The organism is Pseudomonas sp. 14P5.3.2, from assembly GCF_057799175.1.
This window is the reverse complement of the sequence record NZ_JBYOKU010000023.1, coordinates 22,300-41,933: the sequence shown is the minus strand read 5'-3', so window position 1 is coordinate 41,933 and position 19,634 is coordinate 22,300. Positions and strand designations below refer to the sequence as shown.

Genomic DNA, 19,634 nt, shown 5'->3' with positions numbered 1-19,634 from the left:
GCAGACCCAAAAGCTTGTGAGCGCTGCGCACTCAAGCGGGAGCAAGCTCCCTCGCCACAATTGAGCGTCACTCCAAAGTCTTGGCGGATAAAAAAAGGCGACCTCAAGAGGTCGCCTTTTTTGTGGCCGCGGGTTTTACACCACCGCTTTACGCAACGTCGCCATGAACGCCGCCGCGCCAATGAACAGCCCGGCAAACGTGCGGTTCATGCGTTTCTGCTGCTTCGGCGTGCGCAACAGGCGCAGCACCTTGGACGCCAGACCGGTGTAGCCGGCCATGACGATCAGATCGACGCAGATCATGGTCACGCCGATCACTAGGTACTGCATCAGCAGCGGTGCGTGCGGATTGATGAACTGCGGCAGCACCGCGAGCATGAACACCAGTGCCTTGGGGTTGCTGATGTTCACCAGAAAGCCGCGGAACACCAGCGCCAGCGGCTTGCCGATCGGGCGCACGGCGGAGTCATCGCTCATGTCCATGGGCAGCGCGCGCCATTGCTTGATCGCCAGATAGACCAGATAGGCCACGCCAAACCATTTGATCGCATAGAACGCGGTGGCCGAAGCGGTGAGGATCGCGCCGACCCCGGCGCCGACAATTGCAATCTGTACCGCCAGGCCGACTTGCAGGCCCAACGCGTTCCAGTAACCGCGCCAGAAACCGTATTGCAGACCGCTGGACATCGACGCAATGGCGCCCGCGCCCGGGGACAGACTGATCACCCAGCAGGCGGCAAAGAATGCCAGCCATGTTTGAAGCTCCATCGCACACCTCGACTGTGAATCGTGACAGACGTCAAAGCTAATGCGGTTTGGCGCGGATGACTACCGATTTTTGCTGGATGGTCCGGGCACGGCTGATGGCCTCTTCGCGAGCAAGCCCGCTCCCACATTGGATTTGTGTCGATCACAGATCCAATGTGGGAGCGGGCTTGCTCGCGAAGGCGTCTGATCAGACGCCCGAAGACTACTTCTCGAAACCGCTCGAAGGAAACACATCACTCCCGCGCCAGCGCCGCACCGAACGCTGGAAGAACAGGCTGTTCGGCACTTGCACCATGGCACTGCCAGTTCCCAGTTCCTCGGCTTCGATCAATGTGGTGTACAGCAGATTGATCGCCACCACCCGGCCCTTGACGCCGGGCTTGTCGGTGGTGTCCACCAGCTCGACCACATCGCCGAGGCGGAACGGGCCGACGGTGAAGATCAGAATTGCGCACAGCAGGTTCGACAGCACACTCCACATCGCGAAGAACGCCACCGCCGCCACCGCGACGAAACCCGACAGCGCCGTCCACAACACCGTGGCCGATACCCCGAGGCGTTCCAGCACAAAGATCAGCGCGCTGCCCATGATCAGCCAGCGCAGACCGCCACGCAGCGGCATCAGCAGCTGCGGCGGAAACGGGTAGCGCTCACCCAGACGGGTCAGGCCTTTGGCAACGAAGCGCTGAGCGAGATAACCCGCCAGCAGGATCAGCAGAATCTGCACGCCGAGCCAGATCGGCTCGACCCACACCGCCGGCAATGGCCACTTGAACGCGTCCATCAGGACAACGCCTCCAGCTCCGCCTGCATGCTTTCCAGGGTTTCCAGCGCTTCCATCCACGCTTCTTCGAGCTCGGCTTCGCGCACCTTCAATTTGGCCTGTTCGGCCAGCAGATCACGCAACTCGTTCTTGCGTGCCGGCTCGTAGATGTCGCTGTCGCCGAGGCTGGCATCGACCTTCGCCAGCTTCTCGTGGAGCTTGCCCAGTTCGGCTTCAAGCTTGTCGGCCTCGCGCTTGTGCGGTGCCAGTTGCTGACGCAATGCAGCAGCGGCCTGGCGCTGAGCCTTCTTGTCGGTCTTGTCCGGATTGACCGGAGTGTTGCTGACCGGCGCATTGCGCTGACGGTATTCCACCAGCCAGCGCGCGTAGTCTTCGAGGTCGCCATCGAACTCTTCGACCTTGCCATCGGCGACCAGGTAGAAGTTGTCGGTGGTGCTCTTGAGCAAGTGCCGATCGTGAGACACCACCAATACCGCGCCGCTGAATTCCTGCAGCGCCATGGTCAGCGCCAGGCGCATTTCCAGGTCGAGGTGGTTGGTCGGTTCGTCGAGCAGCAACAGGTTCGGTCGTTCCCAGGCGATCAATGCCAGCGCCAGACGCGCTTTCTCGCCACCGGAGAAATTCAGCACCGGCTCGTCGATGCGCGCGCCACGGAAGTCGAAACCACCGAGGAAGTCGCGCAGAGTCTGTTCACGCTCGGTCGGCGCCAGACGCTGCAAATGCAGCAGCGGGCTGGCCTTGGCATCCAGCGAGTCGAGCTGATGCTGGGCGAAGTAGCCGACGACGGTGTTCTCGCCACGGGTCAGACGCCCGGCCAGCGGTTCGAGCTCGCCGGCGAGGTTCTTGATGAGGGTCGATTTACCGGCGCCGTTCGGCCCGAGCAGACCGATCCGCGCACCCGGGGTCAGTTGCAGCTTGACCTTCTCCAGGATGGTTTTATCGCCGTAACCCAGACGCGCATCGGACAGGTCGATCAGCGGACTGGAGATCTTGGTCGATTCGCGGAACACGAAATCGAACGGCGAATCGACGTGGGCCGCCGACAGCTCTTCCATGCGCTCCAGGGCCTTGATCCGGCTCTGCGCCTGACGGGCCTTGGTGGCCTGGGCCTTGAAGCGGGCGATGTAGCTTTCCATGTGCGCACGTTGCGCCTGCTGCTTCTCGTAGGCCTGTTGCTGCTGGGCCAGGCGTTCGGCACGGGCGCGTTCGAACGCGGTGTAGCCACCACGGTAGAGGGTCAGTTTGCGCTGATCGACATGGGCCACGTGATCGACCACTTCATCGAGGAAGTCGCGGTCGTGGGAAATCAGCAGCAGGGTGCCCGGGTAGCTTTTCAGCCACTCTTCGAGCCAGATGATCGCGTCGAGATCCAGGTGGTTGGTCGGTTCGTCGAGCAACAACAAGTCCGACGGACACATCAAGGCCTGCGCCAGGTTCAGACGCATCCGCCAGCCACCGGAGAAATCTCCTACCTGACGATCCATCTGTTCATTGGTGAAACCGAGACCGGCCAGCAACTTGCGCGCCCGCGCATCGGCGGTATAGCCGTCGGCGCTGTCGAGTTCGGCGTGCAGACGGGCCAGAGCCGTGCCATCGTGGGCCGCTTCGGCGGCGGCGAGGTCACGTTGCACTTCGCGTAGACGCAGGTCGCCATCGAGCACATAGTCGACCGCCAGGCGTTCGAGCGTGTCGACCTCCTGGCGCATGTGCGCGATCCGCCAGTCGGCCGGCAGCAGGCAATCGCCCGAGTCCGGGTGCAACTCGCCGCGCAGCAAGGCAAACAGGCTGGATTTGCCGGCGCCGTTGGCGCCGATGAGGCCGGCTTTGTGGCCGGCGTGCAGGGTCAGCTCGGCGTCTTCTAGCAGACGTTGCGGGCCACGCTGTAAAGTCAGGTTCTGAAGTCGGATCATAATGGCGGCGGAGTCTACCAGCTTCGCTCACAACTGGCGCGAGTAGCACGATGTCCTCTGACCTGTGGAGCTTTTCCCTTGCCATCTACGCCCGACCGGGCGTGGAACCTGCTTGCCTGCAACTGCAAACGGCGGGGGCCAATGTCTGCCTGCTGCTGTGTGGTTTATGGCTGGAACAGCGCGGCGCGGCCTGCGACGAACAGCGCGTGCAGCAGCTGAAAATGCTGGTGGGGCCGTGGGATGTGGAGGTGGTGCAGCCACTGCGTGCGTTGCGTACTCAGTGGAAAACCCTGGCCGAGGAAGATCCGGTGCTCAAGGGGCTGCGAGAACAAATGAAAGCGCTGGAGCTGGAAGCCGAACGGCATCTGCTGTGGCAACTGGAACAGGTTGCGCAGGATTGGCCGCGCGATGACGCATCAGCGTCGGGGGAGTGGCTGGAAAGTCTGACGGGATCGGCCGCCAGCCCGAACCGCGACGCGCTGCACGTGCTGCGCGTCGCGGCAACCGGCGCTTAGGAAGCGCTGGTCGGGTTGCTGCTGACGCTCGACGCAGCGGCTGGCGTTGGCGCCGTCGTGGTGGTCGAGGTGGAAGCGGCTGGAGCAGGTGCGGCGGCCGGCGCTGGAGCGGCTGGCTTGGCGGCCGGTGCAGTCGCCGGTTTGGCGGCAGCGGGTTTGGCAGCGGCCGGTTTTTTCGCGGCAGGTTTGGCAGCTGGCTTGGCGGCTGGTTTAGCGGCTGGCTTTGCGGCTACTGGTTTGGCGGCAGGCTTGGCTGCAGCGGTCGCAGGTTTTGCTGCTGCAGGTTTGGCAGCGGTTTTAGCGGCAGGCTTGGCCGCTGGTTTGGCAGCAACCTTGGCAGCAGGTTTTGCCGCGACCGGTTTGGCCGCAGTCTTGGCTGCCGGTTTTGCAGCGGCGGTTTTCGCGGCAGGTTTGGCAGCCGGTTTTACCGCTACTTTGGCAGCTGGTTTAGCAGCAGCGGTTTTTGCCGGAGCGACTTTACGCGCAGCAGGTTTTGCTGCTGGCTTGGTAGCCGGTTTTGCCGCTGCAGGTTTGGCAGCGGCAGTACGTGCGGCCGGTTTCGCAGCGCTCGCCGCAGCCGGTTTTTTCACTGCGGTTTTTGCAGCAGGTTTGGCGGCGGTTTTAGCCGGTGCCTTGGCTGCTGGTTTGGCTGCCGGTTTTGCCGCAGCGGTTTTCGCCGGGGCTTTCGCCGCAGCAGGTTTGGCTGCCGCTTTTTTCGCAGGCGCTGCTGCTGGTTTGGCGGCGCGGGAGGACAGCGCTTTGCCGGCAGCCTCTTGCACACGGCCGACACCCTGGGCCAGTTTCAGGCTTTCCTGGGCATCACGCTTGAGTTGCAGAATGTAGCCGCGAGTGTCGGACTGACGCCCCTTCAGCGCGTCGAGCAAGTCTTCGAGTTCTTTGACGGCAGCCTTGGCCTTGTTCTGCGCCTTGGCTTTACCGGCAGTGGCCGCGTCCTGCAATTTGGTACGGGACTTGTGCAGTTTTTCTTGCGCCTTGCCGCGTTGCTTTTCCAGTTTGGCGAGCAGTTTTTCAGCATCAGCCAAGGCTTGGGAGCAAGCGTTTTCCAAATGCTCGAGCAGGCTGCCCGAGAGTTGTTGGAGTAGGTGCAACGGAGTGTTTACAGGCTTCTTGGTGGCCGACATGGTTTACCTCCTGGCTGACGTGAGTGCGGCTCATACTAGACCTCTGCAGTTACCGCCGCTAGGTCATCTTGACAGTATCGAAACCGTTGCGTTGCAACGAAGTGAAAATGTTCTGCACAAAGACAAAAGCAGTTCACCGTTGCAGACCTTCGCGCTGGCATAATCGCCCGCATCTCAGGACGGAGAGTGCCCATGTCGCGCTACCTTTTTTTATCCCTCTGGATGATTTTTTCCGCCGCCCACGCCGACGAAAAAACCACCGCGAACGATGCTCACGATCTGGCCTACAGCCTCGGTGCCAGCCTCGGTGAACGCTTGCGCCAAGAGGTGCCGCAATTGCAGATTCAGGCATTGGTCGAAGGTTTGCAGCAGGCCTATCAAGGCAAGCCGCTGGCCCTGAGCGAAGCGCGGATCGAGCAGATCCTGGCCGATCACGAATCGCAAAACGCCGAACACTCGTCGCTGCCTTCCAGTGATGCCGCGATGGAAAACGAGCAGCGTTTTCTCACCGCCGAAAAAGCCAAACCGGGTGTGAAGGAATTGGCCGACGGCATCCTGCTGACCGAGCTGAGCCCGGGCACTGGCCCCAAGGCCGGGCCGGATGGAAAAGTGCAGGTGCTGTATGTCGGTCGCCTGCCGGATGGCACCGTGTTCGATCAGAACACTCAGCCACAATGGTTCAGCCTCGACAGCGTGATTGCCGGGTGGCGTACGGCGTTGCAGAACATGCCGGTTGGCGCGAAGTGGCGACTGGTGATTCCATCGGATCAAGCCTACGGCGCCGACGGTGCGGGCGATCTGATCGCGCCGTTCACACCGCTGGTGTTTGAGGTCGAATTGCGCGGTGCAACGAGCTGACCGACGCCGACTCGCCTGCATAAAAAAACGCGGTGCGCTTTCGGCGCACCGCGTTTTTCATGTCGGCGAGAAACGAATCAGGCCTGAACCGGATCTTCCTGCTTGTGTGCGGTGTGCAGCACTTCAATCAGGCAATCTTCCAGTTCGAAGCGTTCGTGCAGCAGGCCACCCAGTTCCTTGAACTTCTCGGCAACGCATTTGCCTTCATCGCAAAGGTCGTTGAAGGCGAGGAGTTTTTCGGTGATGACGTCGATGCGCGGGTAGAGGGTTTCGGCGAGTTCGAGGCCGCGCGTGTCACCGAACGCCTTGGCTTCGCCGGTCAGCTGTTCGTAGATTTCGAAGTGCCCGGCCGAGACGTAATCGACCAGCACGCCGCAGAATTCAAGCAAGGGTTTACGGTTCTCGGACAGAGCCTGGGGTTTGTCACCCAACTTGTCGTAGGCACCGATCAGATCTTCACGCTCCTGCAACCAGCGGTCGATCAGCAGATGAACTCCACCCCAGCGTTCCTGAGCATTCTGACAACTTTCGAGCATGGCGATCTCTCTTCCCTTGTGGGTCATGCTGCTCTACACCCGCGCCCCTCTTCTGGCTTTTATCGCTTGGAGGCCGACCGGGCAGAGCGTCATCGAGCAACATAAATCCAATGACACGTGCGGGCCAGATTATGCCCGCACGCCTATGGCTTCAAGGTACGCAGGAGATAAAGTTCATACAAGTGTTTAATCCCCGACCAGCGCCCGGTGCGACGCTTCGCCGCTGAGCGGTCGTTGCAGCGCGCTCCAGACCAGACGCAGTAACTGGTAAACCGCAAGGATCGACATCGCCACAAAGAACAGCAGACTCCATTCCGGGATGCTCAAATCGAACAGCGTCCAGGAAATTTCCGCGCAATCGACACCGCCCTTGAACATCCGCAGCGTTGCGCACAACCACGGCAGGTTGCTGAACAGCGCTTCGGAATCGGGCGCGCAACTGGTCATTTGCACCAGCGGATCACTCTGCAACAACACCTGCCGCCAGGCCGCCGTGGTTCCGCCCAGGCTCAGGCCAAGCGCGGCCGCCCAATAGAGCGACAGGCCGACACGCCGTGGGCCGTGAATCGCCGCCAGCCCGCAACAGACCATCAGCAACGCCATGAAGAAGCGTTGCGCCAGGCACAGACTGCAGGGCATCAGCCCGACCGCATATTCGAGGTAATAGGAAGCTCCCAGGGCCAGTGCGCCTGCAGTGAAAGCCGTAAAAAACAAGGAGCGTGAACAGGCCAACGACATGGCTTTTCCGTAGCAGTGGAGACAGGCAGTTACGGTAGAGGAAAGCTTGTCAGCCTTTCAAGGCAGGTGCCTGGCGACAGTTCACCAGAAGTGTAGGGAAAACCCGACAGGCGCGAGAGGAATAGGTGTAGTCCGCTGTAGGACTTTGCCCAACACGCCCGCCAGAGGTAATTATTCGCTCACTGAACGTTGACGAGGGAGTGGCCTCCCTCGTGATTTCAGGCGCGAACCGGCACCGGTAACGGCGCGGCCAGCAGGCGTTCATCCAGCAGGCCGAGACCCTCCTGGAACAACTGGTTGCTACGCTCGGTATCACCCAGTTGCGCGAGCAGGCGCGCCAACTCGGCGCAGGCTTCCGGGTTACGCTGCACCCGCAGACTGCTTTCCAGATAATCCCGGGCCTTGCCCCACAAGCTGGTTTGCAGACAGAGACGACCGAGGGTCAGCAACAGGCTTGGATCAGCCGGATGCTCCTTGAGCCAGCCTTCGGCGGTCTGCAACTGACGCGCCGGATCGCTGCCGCGCACCAGGCCATAAAGACGTGCAAGGTGGCTGTCGTACTTGCGCTTGAGGGCGCTGCGCAGGACTTCTTCCGCCTCGACCTGAGCCCCCAGCTGACGCAGTTGTTCGGCGTATGCCAGCACCAGCGCCGGCTCCTGACGCTGCGCGGAAGTCAATTGCTCCCAGGCACGCGTGAGTGACTGCAGACCGACTTTGCCGTCCTCGTCACGATGCGCCGCCAGGGACAGGTTGTTGCCCCAGGCACGCCGTTCGAGTTCCGCCAGCTCGGCCGGCGGCAACACCTTGTCCTTGCGCAGTTCCGGCAACAGGCGAATGACCGCCGCCCAGTCGCCACGCTGCTGATGCAGACGCTGCAACTGTCGCAAGGTCTGTACGTTATGCGGATGCCGCTCATGCATCGCTTGCAGGGTCACCAAGGCGCCGTCAGTGTCACCACGATCGGTCTGCAACTGCGCGTGACTCAAGGCAATCGCCAGTTCGGCCTGAGGCTGGCGCTCCAGGGCACGCTCGAGCAACTGATCACACTCCTCGTACTTGCCTTGTTCGTTGGCCGCGCGTGCCGCGCCGAGGTAATACAACAGCGGCTGGCGCTCGGCCTCGGCGGCGCGAGCGAGGTGACGTTGCGCGCTGGCCCAGCGACCTTCGGCCAGATCCAGCTGACCGTGTTCGATGGCCACCTGCACCCGCCGGCTGCGGTTGCGCCGTGACCACGGATTGACCACGCCACCGGACGTCATGATCAGCTCGATCAGGGCCTTGATGCCCCAGATCAACAGCCACAACACCGCAATCAGCGCCAGCGTCGCCCACAGGCTCGATTCATAGCGAAAGCTCTTGTAGGCAACCAGCACGTAACCGGAATGCTCGGCAATCGCCAGGCCCAGCGCCGCCGTCGCGGCGATCACCAGAAACACGATCACATACAGGCGTTTCATGGCGTGGTCTCCTGCGCGGTGTTGGCGGCAGGTTTGGCGAACGGTTTGACCGATTCTTCAGCGTTGACGTTACGGCGTTCCAGGTAAGCCTGCACCGCGCTCAACGTGCCGGTCAGGTCCGGGGTCTTGACCGTCACAGGTTGCTGGCTCAGCTCGGCAACCTGTTCGAGCATGATTTTGCTCTGCGGATTATCCGGATTGAAATTGCCCTTGAGCACGTCCCGTGCTTCGGTCAGCGCCTGGCTGTAGACCGGCCCCTGGCCATTGAGCGCCGCCCATTGCGCCTGCTCCAGCGCCAGGCTCAGCGCCAGGCGTACCTGACTCAGACTTTGCCCGGCCAGCAGTGGCTTCACATTCTTGTCGGCATTGAAATCGATGCGGATGTAGCGCGACACCTTATCCCACCACTGCGCCCAGCGACTGGCACCATCGCCATCAGCGGTCAGGCCCAGCAGCGATTCGCCGCGATCCTTGTACTCCGGCGCCAGTTCGGTCAGTTGGATGACCTGATCACGCAAGGCCCCGATGCGCAGGAACAGCCCGGTGCGATCCGGCTGCTCGGTGCTGCGCAGGGCGACGAGGGTCTTGGCCACTTGCTCGCGGGCGGCGAACGAGCCGGGATCGTTCTGTTCACGGAGGATTTCGTCGGCCCCCTGCACCAGCGCCTGGGCGCTGCTGATGTCCTGCAGGGCCGAGAGGCGCAGGCTGGCCAGACGCAGCAGGTGCTCGGCCTCGGCCAGACGCCAGTCCTTGCGGCTGGCGCCGAGAACGGTTTCCAGGCGCTGGTTGAGGCGCTGCTGATCACCCTGCAGTTGCGTCACCAGACGCTGGCGCTCGGCGAGTTCATCGGCACCGGGCAGTTGCGCGAGGCGCTCGGTCAGGCGCTGTTCGTTGAGCTTGAGGCTCTGCGCCTGATCGTTCAACGCCTGCACCTGATCGGACTGTTGTGCGGTGTTGGTCTGCAGGTGACGCACCTGCCAGACACCCCAGCCACCGATCGCCACGCCGGCAGCGCCGAGCAACAGGGCGACAATGGCCAGTCCGTTGCCTCGGCGCGGCTCTTTGGCCGGCGGTGGAGTTTCAACCTGGGCATCGATCACAGGCTGGACATCATCTTTAGGCAAGGCTGTTTCGCTCACGTATCCATCCTTTGCATTAGAGAACGGGCACGGGATGCTCCCGTAACGCCGTCAGCAAAGCCGCGGCACTCGCGCCGCGGCAATCCACAACTGTTCGGGCCCCGGCGGCACGCGCCAGCTCGGCGACCCTTGGGCTCGGCACAAACAACGGCAACTGCGCAATTGAAGGCCAGGCATCGCCGGCCATCTGGCGCAAGTGCTCGAAACCCTGTCCACTGCTGACCACCAGCCCGTTCAAGCGTTCCGCTGCAATCCGCCGCGGCAGCTCTTGCGGCGGGTAGGCCGGCAGGTCACGCCGATACAACTCCAGATACTCGACACTAGCACCAAGCGCGCGCAGGCGCTCGGCGAGCAGCTCGCGGCCACCCTCGCCACGCAGGATCAGCACCTGCGCGCCGGGCTCGGTGACCGCCTCGCGCAGACGCGACAATTGCAGCAGGGCTTCACTGTCATCGCCGTCGGCGGGAAAGTGTACGTCGAGACCGTGATCGCGAAGAATCTGCGCAGTCGCCGCGCCGACGCTGAACCACGGCATCGACAACGACCGAGGTCCATAAGCGTCCAGCAGATCAAGCGCAATCCGCGCCGCCGGTTTGCTGACCACGATGACCGCGCTGCAACCCGAAAGCCGCGCCAGCGCCTGACGTATCTTGGCAGAGACCGGCAGCGGCGCTATGTCCAGAAGCGGCAGGCAGCTGCTGAAAACCCCCTGTCCGGCCAACACCGCGGCCAGCGCCGCAGAGTCATCCGCAGGGCGCGTCAGCAGCAGGCGCCAGCCAGTCACTCGTGACCTGCCTCGCCATACACCGCTTTGAGAATGTCGTCGGCACCCTGGCTGAGCAAGTCTTCGGCAACCTTCACCCCCAGCGTCTCGGCATCGGCACGCGGCGCGCGCGCCTCGGCGCTGAGCAGCTTGCCACCACTCGGCTCGCCCACCAGCCCACGCAACCACAACTGCTCACCTTCGAGCACGGCGTAGCAGGCAATCGGCACCTGGCAGCCGCCATTCAGATGTTTATTGAGCGCGCGTTCAGCGGTCACGCGCGAAGCGGTGTCGGCGTGATGCAACGGTGCGAGCAAGGCGTGGATTTGCGTGTCGGCGCTGCGGCACTCGATGCCAACGGCGCCCTGACCACCGGCCGGCAGGCTGTCGTCGACGCTGATGGCCGAGGTGATGCGGTCTTCGAAACCGAGACGGATCAGACCGGCCGCCGCGAGGATGATCGCGTCGTACTCGCCGGCATCGAGCTTGGCCAGACGAGTGTTGACGTTACCGCGCAGGAAGCGGATTTCCAGATCAGGACGACGGGTCAGCAACTGCGCCTGACGCCGCAGGCTGGAGGTGCCGACGATGGCGCCGGCAGGCAGCGCATCCAGGCTGGCGTAGGTATTGGAAACGAAAGCATCGCGCGGGTCTTCGCGTTCGCAGATGCAGAACAGGCCAAGGCCTTCGGGGAAGTCCATCGGCACGTCTTTCATCGAGTGTACGGCGATGTCGGCTTCGTTTTCCAGCAGCGCGGTTTCCAGTTCCTTGACGAACAGGCCCTTGCCGCCGATTTTCGACAGCGGCGAGTCGAGCAGCTTGTCGCCGCGACTGACCATGGGCACCAGCGTCACCAGCAAACCCGGATGGGCCGCTTGCAGACGAGCTTTGACGTATTCGGCCTGCCAGAGGGCCAGCGCACTTTTACGGGTGGCGATGCGGATTTCGCGAGAGGACATGGATCAATCCGTACTGAATAGATACGGCGGATAATAACAGCTCAGCCAAATCCACTTTGACTTGAATCAGAAACGGCGTGGCCTCCCTGGCCTGCAATGCCCGGTAGAAGAAAGTGAAACCAAGCGCGAAGGCCGGGTCAGAGGCCCTGCATCATCTTGCGCACACCGGCCACATGTCGACGACTGACGATCAGCGCATCACCATTGAGGCCTTTGAGGAACAGCTGGAAATGCCCCAGCGGCGTGCGTTGCAGACGCTCGATGCGGTCACGGGCGACCAGCGCGTTGCGGTGGATACGCACAAAACGCTCGCCGAATTCGTCTTCGAGGGCTTTCAGCGGCTCGTCCAGCAGAACCTCGCCGCTTTCATGGCGCAGCGTCACGTATTTGTGATCGGCAATGAAATAGACCACCTGATCCAGCGGGATCAGCTCAATGCCTTTGCGGGTCCGGGCGCTGATATGGCTGCGCGGGCCGTTACCGCTTTCGGCGGCGGGACGGGTCAGGGCCGAGAGTTGGGCCCGGTTGGGACGTTCAGCCCGTTTCAGGGCGTCATGCAGATGTTCGGTTCGCACGGGTTTCACCACATAGCCCACGGCGCTGGCCTGCAGGGCTTCCACGGCAAATTCATCGGGGCCGGTGCAAAACACCACGGCCGGCGGCGTTTCGCGCTCGCACAGACGGGCAGCGACCTGCAGGCCATCGAGGCCCGGCATGCGGATATCGAGCAGCACGATATCCGGCTTGTGGCTGTCGATCAGCGCCAACGCCTCTTCGCCATTCGTGGCGCTGGGCTCCAGGACTGTATAACCCTCGAGCTCGCTTACCATTCGGCTTAGGCGCTCGCGAGCCAGTGGTTCGTCATCAACGATCAGGACATTCATATTGCGCTGGATTCCTGCGTGAGTCTCGCACAAGGATAGCGTAGACAGGTGAAGTGACGTCCGTCACCGCGATCCACGCTAAGACTAGCCCGAGCGCCAAAAAGTGCCGTACGTCGGCCAGCAATATTTGCCAGTGTCCGGGTCGTACTGCTCAAAGCCCGCTGTTTCCTGCGTTTTTCACGGGGTATGCCAAAGGACAAAACCACCCACCCCCTCTTCTTATAGTCGGCACTTGCGCGATCCGCAGTCGCGCCGACCCTTATGTCCAACTGTAGACGCTTGCCGGGCCGATATTGCTCAATCGAAAAATATCCTTGCGCAAATCCCCCGCAGACAGCGCCGACTATGAATGAGCAGATGAGAAAAAAACGTATCGACCGGTGTCAGCGACAGGATTGGCAACCCTGTTATTATCCGCGCCAGCGTTTCACGCCTTCTTTCTTCAAGCCGATACGAGCGAATTCATGAGCACTGACAAGACCAATCAGTCCTGGGGCGGCCGCTTCAGTGAACCCGTCGACGCCTTCGTCGCCCGCTTCACCGCCTCCGTCACCTTCGACCAGCGCCTGTATCGCCACGACATCATGGGCTCGATCGCCCACGCCACTATGCTGGCCAAGGTCGGCGTGCTGACCGATGCCGAGCGCGACAGCATCATCGACGGCCTGAAGACCATTCAGGGCGAAATCGAGGCCGGCCAGTTCGACTGGCGCGTCGACCTCGAAGACGTGCACATGAACATCGAAGCGCGCCTGACCGATCGCATCGGCATCACTGGCAAGAAACTGCACACCGGGCGCAGCCGTAATGACCAGGTCGCCACCGACATCCGGCTGTGGCTGCGCGACGAGATCGACCTGATCCTGGCCGAGATCACCCGCCTGCAGAAAGGTTTGCTGGAACAAGCCGAGCGCGAAGCCGCGAGCATCATGCCCGGCTTCACTCACCTGCAAACTGCCCAGCCAGTGACCTTCGGCCACCACATGCTGGCCTGGTTCGAAATGCTCAGCCGCGACTACGAGCGTCTGGTCGACTGCCGCAAGCGCACCAACCGCATGCCACTGGGCAGCGCCGCGCTGGCCGGCACCACCTACCCGATCGACCGCGAATACACCGCGCAACTGTTGGGCTTCGACGCCGTCGGCGGCAACTCGCTGGACAACGTTTCCGATCGCGACTTCGCCATCGAATTCTGCTCGGCCGCGAGCATCGCGATGATGCACCTGTCGCGTTTCTCCGAAGAGCTGGTGCTGTGGACCAGCGCGCAGTTCCAGTTCATTGATCTGCCGGATCGTTTCTGCACCGGCAGCTCGATCATGCCGCAAAAGAAAAACCCGGACGTGCCGGAACTGGTACGCGGCAAGACCGGCCGCGTGTTCGGTGCACTGATGGGCCTGCTGACCCTGATGAAAGGCCAGCCACTGGCCTACAACAAGGACAACCAGGAAGACAAAGAGCCGCTGTTCGACGCCGCCGACACCCTGCGCGATTCGCTGCGCGCCTTTGCCGACATGATCCCGGCGATCAAACCGAAACACGCGATCATGCGCGAAGCGGCGCTGCGCGGCTTCTCCACCGCGACCGACCTGGCGGACTACCTGGTGCGCCGTGGCCTGCCGTTCCGTGACTGCCACGAAATCGTCGGTCACGCGGTGAAGTACGGCGTCGACACCGGCAAGGATCTGGCCGAGATGAGCCTGGAAGAACTGCGTCAGTTCAGCGACCAGATCGAGCAGGACGTGTTCGCCGTGCTGACCCTGGAAGGCTCGGTGAATGCCCGTGACCATATCGGCGGCACTGCGCCGGCGCAGGTCAAGGCCGCCGTGGCTCGCGGTCAGGCCCTGATCGCCAGCCGCTAAAGGTCAAAAGCTTCGCGAGCAGGCTCGCTCCCACAGTCTGGATTTGTTAATACAGTCCAAATGTGGGAGCGGGCTTGCTCGCGAATGCTGACTTCAGAACACTGCAAGACCTACTTCTTCGCTGCGATCATCGCCAAAAACGCCGGCATCGCCAACTCTTTGTCCGTCGCAATCTTCTGCACATGCGGATTCTGCTCAAGCCGCTCCAACAGCGCCTTGGCCTTCGGCATCTCTGCCAGCAAATCGATCCCGAACAGTTTCTGCCCGACCGCACACGCCAGCGGCACGCTGTACAGGAAGTACACATCCGCGATGCTCAAACTGTCGCCCGCCACGTACGGGGCGAATTTGCCGTGTCGACCCAACGCCGCGAAACCCAGCAGCAACTCGGCTTTGGTTTTCTCCTTGATCGCCTCCGGCACCGGCGAGCCGAAGAACGCTTCGCCATAACAGGCGCGGCCCGGCAGCTCGATGTACAACTCGATTTCCTTGGCAATCGCCAGCACCTGCGCCCGCTCGAATGGATCGCTCGGCAGCAGCGGCGTGCCCTTCTGGGTCTGTTCGAGGTATTCGAGGATGATCGCGGTTTCGTTGATGAAACCCGCCTCGACGCCCAGCACCGGCACTTTGCCGCGTGGACTGATCGCCAATGATTCAGGCGTCGGCGTCGGGTAGAAGGTGACTTCTTCGAACGCCAGGCCCTTTTCCAGCAGCGCCAGCTTGACCATGTTGTAGTAGTTGCTGACAGCGAATCCGTAGAGCTTGAACATCACATAGCCTCCAGGCCGTGCGGGGTGGGCAGTCACTGTTTATAGATCGCCCGCCACGATCCTGCCAGCAGCATCACGCCGCTGAATGCGGGTAAACTGGCGCCTTTCCTTGAGGAGCCTGCCATGAGCGAGCCGACAGACATCGACAACGACGAAGAAGAGTTCACCGAGGCGACGTTGATCGAAGCCATCGAGAACCAGATCGAAAGCGACAACCCGCCAGCGGCCAAGGCGACCTACAACAAGCTGACCCTGGTGGGCGTCGAGCGCGAGGAGATCCTCAATTTGATGGCTCATGTGCTGGCCTACGAGATTGACGCAATGCTCGACGAAGACCGCGCGTTCAATACCGAGTGGTATGAAACTGCGCTGCGTGCGCTGCCAGAGCTGCCACCGGAAAAGCAGTAAACCCCGATCCTGTAGGAGTGAGCCTGCTCGCGATTGCGTTCTTTCAGCAAAAAATCAGCTGACTGACACGGCGCAATCGCGAGCAGGCTCACTCCTACAATGTTTGTTACGTATCTGCCGCACCATCTCCAGGCCCCTGACTACACTGCACTCCACCTCGAAAGGAAAAACCCGGCCACTGGCACTGGACATGCCGCAAAAGCGGGTTCACCTTAGGGGCGCTGTCGTCCAATTCCTAGAAAGTCTGGAGTCCTTATGTCGCTTACCCCTGAGCTGGTTGCCGAACTGGAAGTCCTCGCACTCTTCAACCTGGACAGTTCCCAGGAAGGTTTGAAAATTCATCAGACCGCTGCCCCGAAACATATCGCCGCCGCCAAACGCCTCTTCGAGAAAGAACTCACCGACCAGCCTGATGGCGGGTATCTGACCAGCTTGGGTCGCGATGCCGCGCAAAATGTGCAAACCGTGCTGACCATTCTGAGAGAGCAGGAAACCGCCTGATTCCCCCCGTCTTTGCCCACGGGAACTCCTGCCACGGGATTTCCGCGGGCCTACCCGGCACCCCGCGCTAAAAATCTGACGTCAAAAAACAAATTCAGCTTAAAAGTCCCGCTGCGCAAAGGCTAAACTGCCTCCCATTCCGAGACCCTCTTCGTCCGAGCCTGCGAGCCGGTTTGAGCTGACATGACGCGCACCCATGAAATCCGCCCCGACCTGGACGAAGGCATCGACCGCAAGGTGCTCAGCCAGCTGCGCGCGCGTTTTCTCAAACTCAATGATGGCCGGCTTGGCCGGGCACTTGAAGGCCTGTCGAGCCGCCAGCAAGGCGTACTGACCCTGCTGCCACTGTTCTTCCACGTCAATCACCCGCTGTTGCCGGGCTATGTTTCCGGCAGCACCCCCGCCGGGCTGTCCAACTATGAGCCGGACGCCAACGCCCTCGCCGAAGCGCAGCGCCTGACCCGCTCGTTCTCCTACAAGCCGCGCCATGGCAGCAACCCGCCTCGGCCGATTCACGGTTTGTTCCTGATGGGCAGCCTCGGCACCCTGGCTCAGGCCGATCAGAGCGACATGGACGTGTGGGTTTGCCACGCACCGGATCTGAGCGAAAACGAACTCGCCGAACTGCGCAAAAAATGCCAGCTCCTCGAAGCCTGGGCCGCGACCCAAGGCGCCGAGGCGCACTTCTTCCTGATCGATCCGGTGCGCTTCGTCAAAGGCGAACGCGACACCCAGCTCAGCTCCGAAAACTGCGGCAGCACTCAGCACTATCTGTTGCTGGACGAGTTTTATCGCACCGCGATCTGGCTGGCCGGGCGCACACCGATCTGGTGGCTGGTGCCGGTCTACGAAGAAACCGCTTACGACCAGTACACCCACACCTTGCTGTCCAAGCGCTTCATTCGCGCCGACGAGACGCTTGATCTCGGGCATCTGGCGACGATTCCGCCGGGCGAGTTCATCGGCGCCGGCCTGTGGCAATTGTTCAAGGGCATCGAGTCGCCCTACAAGTCGGTGCTCAAGCTGCTGCTGACCGAGGTCTACGCCAGCGAACACCCGAACGTGCGGTGCCTGAGCCTGCGGTACAAGCAGGCCGTGTTCGCCAATCAGCTGGATCTGGATGAGCTGGATCCGTACATGGTGGTGTACCGACGCATCGAGGAATACCTCAGCGCCCGCAACGAACCGGAGCGGTTGGAACTGGTGCGGCGCGCGCTTTATCTCAAGGTCAACCGCAAGCTTACTGGCAACAGCCGCACCCAGAGCTGGCAGCGCTCGCTGCTGGAACGCCTGGCCCACGAGTGGCATTGGGATCAGCGGCAACTGGCCTTGCTCGACAGCCGCAGCCAGTGGAAAGTCCGCCAGGTCAGTGCCGAACGCCGCGCCCTGGTCAATGAACTGAACTACAGTTATCGCTTCCTGACCCAGTTCGCCCGCAGCGAACAGACCGTCAGCCTGATCAACAAGCGCGACCTCAATGTGCTCGGCCGCCGCTTGTACGCCGCGTTCGAACGCAAGGCCGACAAGGTCGAGTTCATCAATCCCGGCATCGCCCCGGATCTGGCCGAAGACACCTTGACCCTGGTGCAGTCGCCGAACAAAAAAGAGCCCGGGCAAACCCAGTGGGGCCTGTACAACGGCAGCCTGACCGCGCTGGAGTGGGAGCACTTCGCGCCGATCAAGCGCAGCCGTGAGTTGCTCGAACTGCTGACCTGGTGCCACCGCAACGGCGTGATCGACAGCAGCACCCGTCTGGCCCTGCACCCCGGCACCAGCGACTTGAGCGAGTTCGAACTGTTCAACCTGCTCGGCAGCCTGCAGCAGTGCATCGCCCTGCCCTTGCCGACCGTCGCCGAAGAACCGCTGCTGCGCGCCGCGGTGCCGAGCGAAGTGCTGATCCTGGTCAACGTCGGTGTCGATCCGCTCAAGCATCACCGCGACCTGAACATCCTGATGACCACCGAACGCACCGACTCGCTGAGTTACGCCGGGGTGCGCGAAAACCTTGTGCTGACCCTCGATCAGGTCACGCTCAACAGTTGGAACGAAGTGCTGGTCAACCGTTTCGACGGCCCCCACGCGCTGCTCGATTGCCTGCGCGACTACCTCAATAATCTGCCGCGCGGCCCGCAGCAGCCGACATTGAAAGTGCGCTGCTTCTGCCACAACCGCGCGCAGTTCATTGCCCGGCGCGTCGAAGAAGTCATCGACACCGCGCAGACCCTGCTGCTCAGCGAGCTCAATCACCGCTACCTGATTCAGGTGCAACAGCACTATCACGTGCTGGAGCTGGTGCCGGGCCAGGTCAACCATGTCGCGCTCGCTACCTTGCCGGCGCTGTTGGATTACCTCGGCGAAGAACAGCCGCGCTACAGCCCGCTGCACCTGGACCCGATGGCGCTGGAGGATCACGATCTCGCACTGATCCTGCCGATGGGCCAGCCGGAATCGATTCAGGTGTTCTACCGGATCACTGAACAACAGGCCGAACTGTACGTGCTGGATGAGTTCAACGCGCTGTGGCAACAGCATCTGCCGTATCACGACGAACAGAGCCTGCTGGTGCCGCTGCAGCGTTTTCTGCAATCGATCCAGTACCGCCGTGAAGCGCTGCTGCCAATGGATGCCAGCCCGGCGGTTCTCGATATTTTGTATTACCAGCTGTTGCCCTCGGGCCCGGGCAGGGCTCGACGGGTCGAGGCTCGGCCAACGCCGCAGACACCGGTCAACAAACCTTTCTACGACGTACAGGCGATTGTCGGCAAAGCCGCACCCGGAGAGGTGCAGGTCACGCTGTATTGCAATCAGCGGGAATTCAGCGAGCTGGAACATGGCGACCAATTGTTCCGCGTGGTCGCCCGGGAGATCGTCGAGCAACGCCGCGAGACCGAGCGCTATCGCTGCTACATCACCGACCTGGACCTCTCGGGCCTGCTCGGTGATGGTCAGAGTTCAAGCAATTTGTATCTGCGCTACAAGGCCGACCTGGAGCGCGCCCTGAACGAGGCGCTCGAACAGGTCTGAGGCGGGATTACTCGCGGAAATCGCCGCCGTTGGCCGGCTGCGACTCAACTTCCAGCAAGGTCAGTTTCAGGGTCTTGCCACCCGGTGCCGGCCAATCGATGTGCTGACCGACCTTCAGGCCGAGCAGCGCGCTGCCGACCGGCGCCAGGATCGAAATCTTGCCTTCGTCGGCGTTGGCGTCATTGGGATAGACCAGCGTCAGGTGATAGTCCTTGCCGCTGCCTTCTTCGCGGCAGTGCACGCGGGAATTCATCGTCACGACATCAGCGGGCACTTCATCGTGGCCGACCAGTGTATCGGCGCGGTCCAGTTCGGTTTGCAGCGCGATCACGCCCGGCAGCGTGTCATCCAGGCTGTCGATCAGGCGCTCCAGACGTTGTACGTCCAGACGGGTAAGGGTGATGGAAGGTGCGGTCATGATCCGGGCAGACTCCTTTCTTCTGCACACAAAAAAAGCAAAACCCCGCCAAAAAAGACGGGGTTTTCACCAGGCCTCGATGGGTTGAGGCGTGTTCGGACACTATCACAGCTCAAAAAATATACAAGCCACCCTCCAGACCGGAGGAGACCCTTGTGGCGAGGGAGCTTGCTCCCGCTGGGGCGCGTAGCGGCCCTGAAA

The 19,634-nt window shown here is 61.9% G+C and carries 19 protein-coding genes and 1 pseudogene; 6 read left to right on the top strand and 14 right to left on the bottom strand.

Annotated features, from left to right (window positions below; all coding sequences use genetic code 11):
* Nucleotides 1-135: 135 nt before the first annotated feature.
* The 3 genes from rhtB to AC27VU_RS18710 form a co-directional block, all read right to left on the bottom strand.
* Complete coding sequence (gene rhtB / locus AC27VU_RS18720) at nt 136-768, bottom strand: homoserine/homoserine lactone efflux protein (RefSeq protein ID WP_003229368.1); 633 nt, start codon at nt 766-768, stop codon at nt 136-138.
* A 202-nt stretch (nt 769-970) separates the two neighbouring features.
* Complete coding sequence (locus AC27VU_RS18715) at nt 971-1,552, bottom strand: mechanosensitive ion channel family protein (RefSeq protein WP_003229371.1); 582 nt, start codon at nt 1,550-1,552, stop codon at nt 971-973.
* The gene (locus AC27VU_RS18710; RefSeq protein WP_003229372.1) at nt 1,552-3,462 is read right to left on the bottom strand and encodes an ATP-binding cassette domain-containing protein; all 1,911 of its coding nucleotides are present in this window, start codon (nt 3,460-3,462) and stop codon (nt 1,552-1,554) included. Before AC27VU_RS18710 ends, AC27VU_RS18715 begins: the two co-directional genes overlap by 1 nt.
* A gap of 50 nt (nt 3,463-3,512) precedes the next feature.
* Between AC27VU_RS18710 and AC27VU_RS18705 the strand changes: the two genes are divergently transcribed.
* Nucleotides 3,513-3,977, top strand: coding sequence for a TIGR02444 family protein (locus AC27VU_RS18705; protein ID WP_488724633.1), 465 nt, complete (start codon nt 3,513-3,515; stop codon nt 3,975-3,977).
* On the opposite strand, the gene AC27VU_RS18700 is transcribed toward AC27VU_RS18705, so the two are convergent.
* A complete protein-coding gene (locus AC27VU_RS18700) occupies nt 3,974-5,119 on the bottom strand; it encodes an AlgP family protein (RefSeq protein WP_488724632.1) in 1,146 nt (381 codons plus the stop codon). The two genes, AC27VU_RS18705 and AC27VU_RS18700, sit on opposite strands and share 4 nt — an antisense overlap.
* 192 nt (nt 5,120-5,311) lie before the next feature.
* On the opposite strand from AC27VU_RS18700, the gene AC27VU_RS18695 reads away from it, so the two are divergent.
* Nucleotides 5,312-5,977: an FKBP-type peptidyl-prolyl cis-trans isomerase gene (locus AC27VU_RS18695; protein WP_003229378.1), complete on the top strand. Its 666-nt coding sequence runs from the start codon at nt 5,312-5,314 to the stop codon at nt 5,975-5,977.
* A gap of 77 nt (nt 5,978-6,054) precedes the next feature.
* Here AC27VU_RS18695 and AC27VU_RS18690 read toward each other — a convergent pair whose 3' ends face one another.
* The 8 genes and pseudogenes from AC27VU_RS18690 to AC27VU_RS18655 all read right to left on the bottom strand — a co-directional run.
* Nucleotides 6,055-6,513 carry an Rsd/AlgQ family anti-sigma factor gene (locus tag AC27VU_RS18690; protein ID WP_003229379.1) on the bottom strand — a complete coding sequence of 153 codons (459 nt, stop codon included), beginning with the start codon at nt 6,511-6,513 and terminating at the stop codon, nt 6,055-6,057.
* Between the two features lie 186 nt (nt 6,514-6,699).
* Nucleotides 6,700-7,251: a disulfide bond formation protein B gene (locus AC27VU_RS18685; RefSeq protein WP_488724631.1), complete on the bottom strand. Its 552-nt coding sequence runs from the start codon at nt 7,249-7,251 to the stop codon at nt 6,700-6,702.
* Between the two features lie 218 nt (nt 7,252-7,469).
* A complete protein-coding gene (locus AC27VU_RS18680) occupies nt 7,470-8,708 on the bottom strand; it encodes a heme biosynthesis protein HemY (RefSeq protein WP_201136265.1) in 1,239 nt (412 codons plus the stop codon).
* Nucleotides 8,705-9,847: a uroporphyrinogen-III C-methyltransferase gene (locus AC27VU_RS18675; RefSeq protein ID WP_473018420.1), complete on the bottom strand. Its 1,143-nt coding sequence runs from the start codon at nt 9,845-9,847 to the stop codon at nt 8,705-8,707. Before AC27VU_RS18675 ends, AC27VU_RS18680 begins: the two co-directional genes overlap by 4 nt.
* Nucleotides 9,848-9,863: 16 nt before the next feature.
* Nucleotides 9,864-10,631 carry a uroporphyrinogen-III synthase gene (locus AC27VU_RS18670; RefSeq protein WP_262142424.1) on the bottom strand — a complete coding sequence of 256 codons (768 nt, stop codon included), beginning with the start codon at nt 10,629-10,631 and terminating at the stop codon, nt 9,864-9,866.
* Nucleotides 10,628-11,569 carry a hydroxymethylbilane synthase gene (gene hemC / locus AC27VU_RS18665; RefSeq protein ID WP_003229384.1) on the bottom strand — a complete coding sequence of 314 codons (942 nt, stop codon included), beginning with the start codon at nt 11,567-11,569 and terminating at the stop codon, nt 10,628-10,630. The genes AC27VU_RS18670 and hemC overlap by 4 nt, the downstream gene beginning before the upstream one ends.
* Before the next feature lie 137 nt (nt 11,570-11,706).
* Entirely contained in the window at nt 11,707-12,453 is a 747-nt protein-coding gene (locus AC27VU_RS18660; protein ID WP_003229385.1) for a LytR/AlgR family response regulator transcription factor, read from the bottom strand.
* A pseudogene (locus AC27VU_RS18655) lies at nt 12,450-12,590 on the bottom strand (sensor histidine kinase); the annotation flags it as partial. The pseudogene AC27VU_RS18655 and the gene AC27VU_RS18660, both read right to left, overlap by 4 nt.
* Nucleotides 12,591-12,917: 327 nt before the next feature.
* Here AC27VU_RS18655 and argH point away from each other — a divergent pair.
* Nucleotides 12,918-14,312, top strand: coding sequence for an argininosuccinate lyase (gene argH, locus AC27VU_RS18650; protein ID WP_103368168.1), 1,395 nt, complete (start codon nt 12,918-12,920; stop codon nt 14,310-14,312).
* 110 nt (nt 14,313-14,422) lie between these two features.
* On the opposite strand, the gene AC27VU_RS18645 is transcribed toward argH, so the two are convergent.
* A complete protein-coding gene (locus tag AC27VU_RS18645) occupies nt 14,423-15,082 on the bottom strand; it encodes a glutathione S-transferase family protein (RefSeq protein ID WP_400497871.1) in 660 nt (219 codons plus the stop codon).
* 123 nt (nt 15,083-15,205) lie between these two features.
* Between AC27VU_RS18645 and AC27VU_RS18640 the strand changes: the two genes are divergently transcribed.
* The 3 genes from AC27VU_RS18640 (at nt 15,206) to AC27VU_RS18630 (ending at nt 19,015) form a co-directional block, all read left to right on the top strand.
* On the top strand, nt 15,206-15,490 hold the full coding sequence (locus AC27VU_RS18640; protein WP_488724630.1) for a hypothetical protein: 285 nt from the start codon (nt 15,206-15,208) through the stop codon (nt 15,488-15,490).
* 255 nt (nt 15,491-15,745) lie between these two features.
* Entirely contained in the window at nt 15,746-15,991 is a 246-nt protein-coding gene (locus tag AC27VU_RS18635) for a TIGR02647 family protein (protein WP_003229392.1), read from the top strand.
* 183 nt (nt 15,992-16,174) lie between these two features.
* A complete protein-coding gene (locus AC27VU_RS18630; protein ID WP_488724629.1) occupies nt 16,175-19,015 on the top strand; it encodes a class I adenylate cyclase in 2,841 nt (946 codons plus the stop codon).
* A 7-nt stretch (nt 19,016-19,022) separates the two neighbouring features.
* Here AC27VU_RS18630 and rnk read toward each other — a convergent pair whose 3' ends face one another.
* On the bottom strand, nt 19,023-19,433 hold the full coding sequence (gene rnk / locus AC27VU_RS18625; RefSeq protein ID WP_226500820.1) for a nucleoside diphosphate kinase regulator: 411 nt from the start codon (nt 19,431-19,433) through the stop codon (nt 19,023-19,025).
* Between the last annotated feature and the right edge of the window lie 201 nt (nt 19,434-19,634).

Excerpts from the sequence above, each read along its gene's own strand:
- rhtB (WP_003229368.1), bottom strand. The coding sequence starts at position 768 with ATGGAGCTTCAAACATGGCTGGCATTCTTTGCCGCCTGCTGGGTGATC.
- AC27VU_RS18715 (WP_003229371.1), bottom strand. The coding sequence starts at position 1,552 with ATGGACGCGTTCAAGTGGCCATTGCCGGCGGTGTGGGTCGAGCCGATC.
- AC27VU_RS18710 (WP_003229372.1), bottom strand. The coding sequence starts at position 3,462 with ATGATCCGACTTCAGAACCTGACTTTACAGCGTGGCCCGCAACGTCTG.
- AC27VU_RS18705 (WP_488724633.1), top strand. The coding sequence starts at position 3,513 with ATGTCCTCTGACCTGTGGAGCTTTTCCCTTGCCATCTACGCCCGACCG.
- AC27VU_RS18700 (WP_488724632.1), bottom strand. The coding sequence starts at position 5,119 with ATGTCGGCCACCAAGAAGCCTGTAAACACTCCGTTGCACCTACTCCAA.
- AC27VU_RS18695 (WP_003229378.1), top strand. The coding sequence starts at position 5,312 with ATGTCGCGCTACCTTTTTTTATCCCTCTGGATGATTTTTTCCGCCGCC.
- AC27VU_RS18690 (WP_003229379.1), bottom strand. The coding sequence starts at position 6,513 with ATGCTCGAAAGTTGTCAGAATGCTCAGGAACGCTGGGGTGGAGTTCAT.
- AC27VU_RS18685 (WP_488724631.1), bottom strand. The coding sequence starts at position 7,251 with ATGTCGTTGGCCTGTTCACGCTCCTTGTTTTTTACGGCTTTCACTGCA.
- AC27VU_RS18680 (WP_201136265.1), bottom strand. The coding sequence starts at position 8,708 with ATGAAACGCCTGTATGTGATCGTGTTTCTGGTGATCGCCGCGACGGCG.
- hemC (WP_003229384.1), bottom strand. The coding sequence starts at position 11,569 with ATGTCCTCTCGCGAAATCCGCATCGCCACCCGTAAAAGTGCGCTGGCC.
- AC27VU_RS18660 (WP_003229385.1), bottom strand. The coding sequence starts at position 12,453 with ATGAATGTCCTGATCGTTGATGACGAACCACTGGCTCGCGAGCGCCTA.
- argH (WP_103368168.1), top strand. The coding sequence starts at position 12,918 with ATGAGCACTGACAAGACCAATCAGTCCTGGGGCGGCCGCTTCAGTGAA.
- AC27VU_RS18645 (WP_400497871.1), bottom strand. The coding sequence starts at position 15,082 with ATGTTCAAGCTCTACGGATTCGCTGTCAGCAACTACTACAACATGGTC.
- AC27VU_RS18640 (WP_488724630.1), top strand. The coding sequence starts at position 15,206 with ATGAGCGAGCCGACAGACATCGACAACGACGAAGAAGAGTTCACCGAG.
- AC27VU_RS18635 (WP_003229392.1), top strand. The coding sequence starts at position 15,746 with ATGTCGCTTACCCCTGAGCTGGTTGCCGAACTGGAAGTCCTCGCACTC.
- AC27VU_RS18630 (WP_488724629.1), top strand. The coding sequence starts at position 16,175 with ATGACGCGCACCCATGAAATCCGCCCCGACCTGGACGAAGGCATCGAC.
- rnk (WP_226500820.1), bottom strand. The coding sequence starts at position 19,433 with ATGACCGCACCTTCCATCACCCTTACCCGTCTGGACGTACAACGTCTG.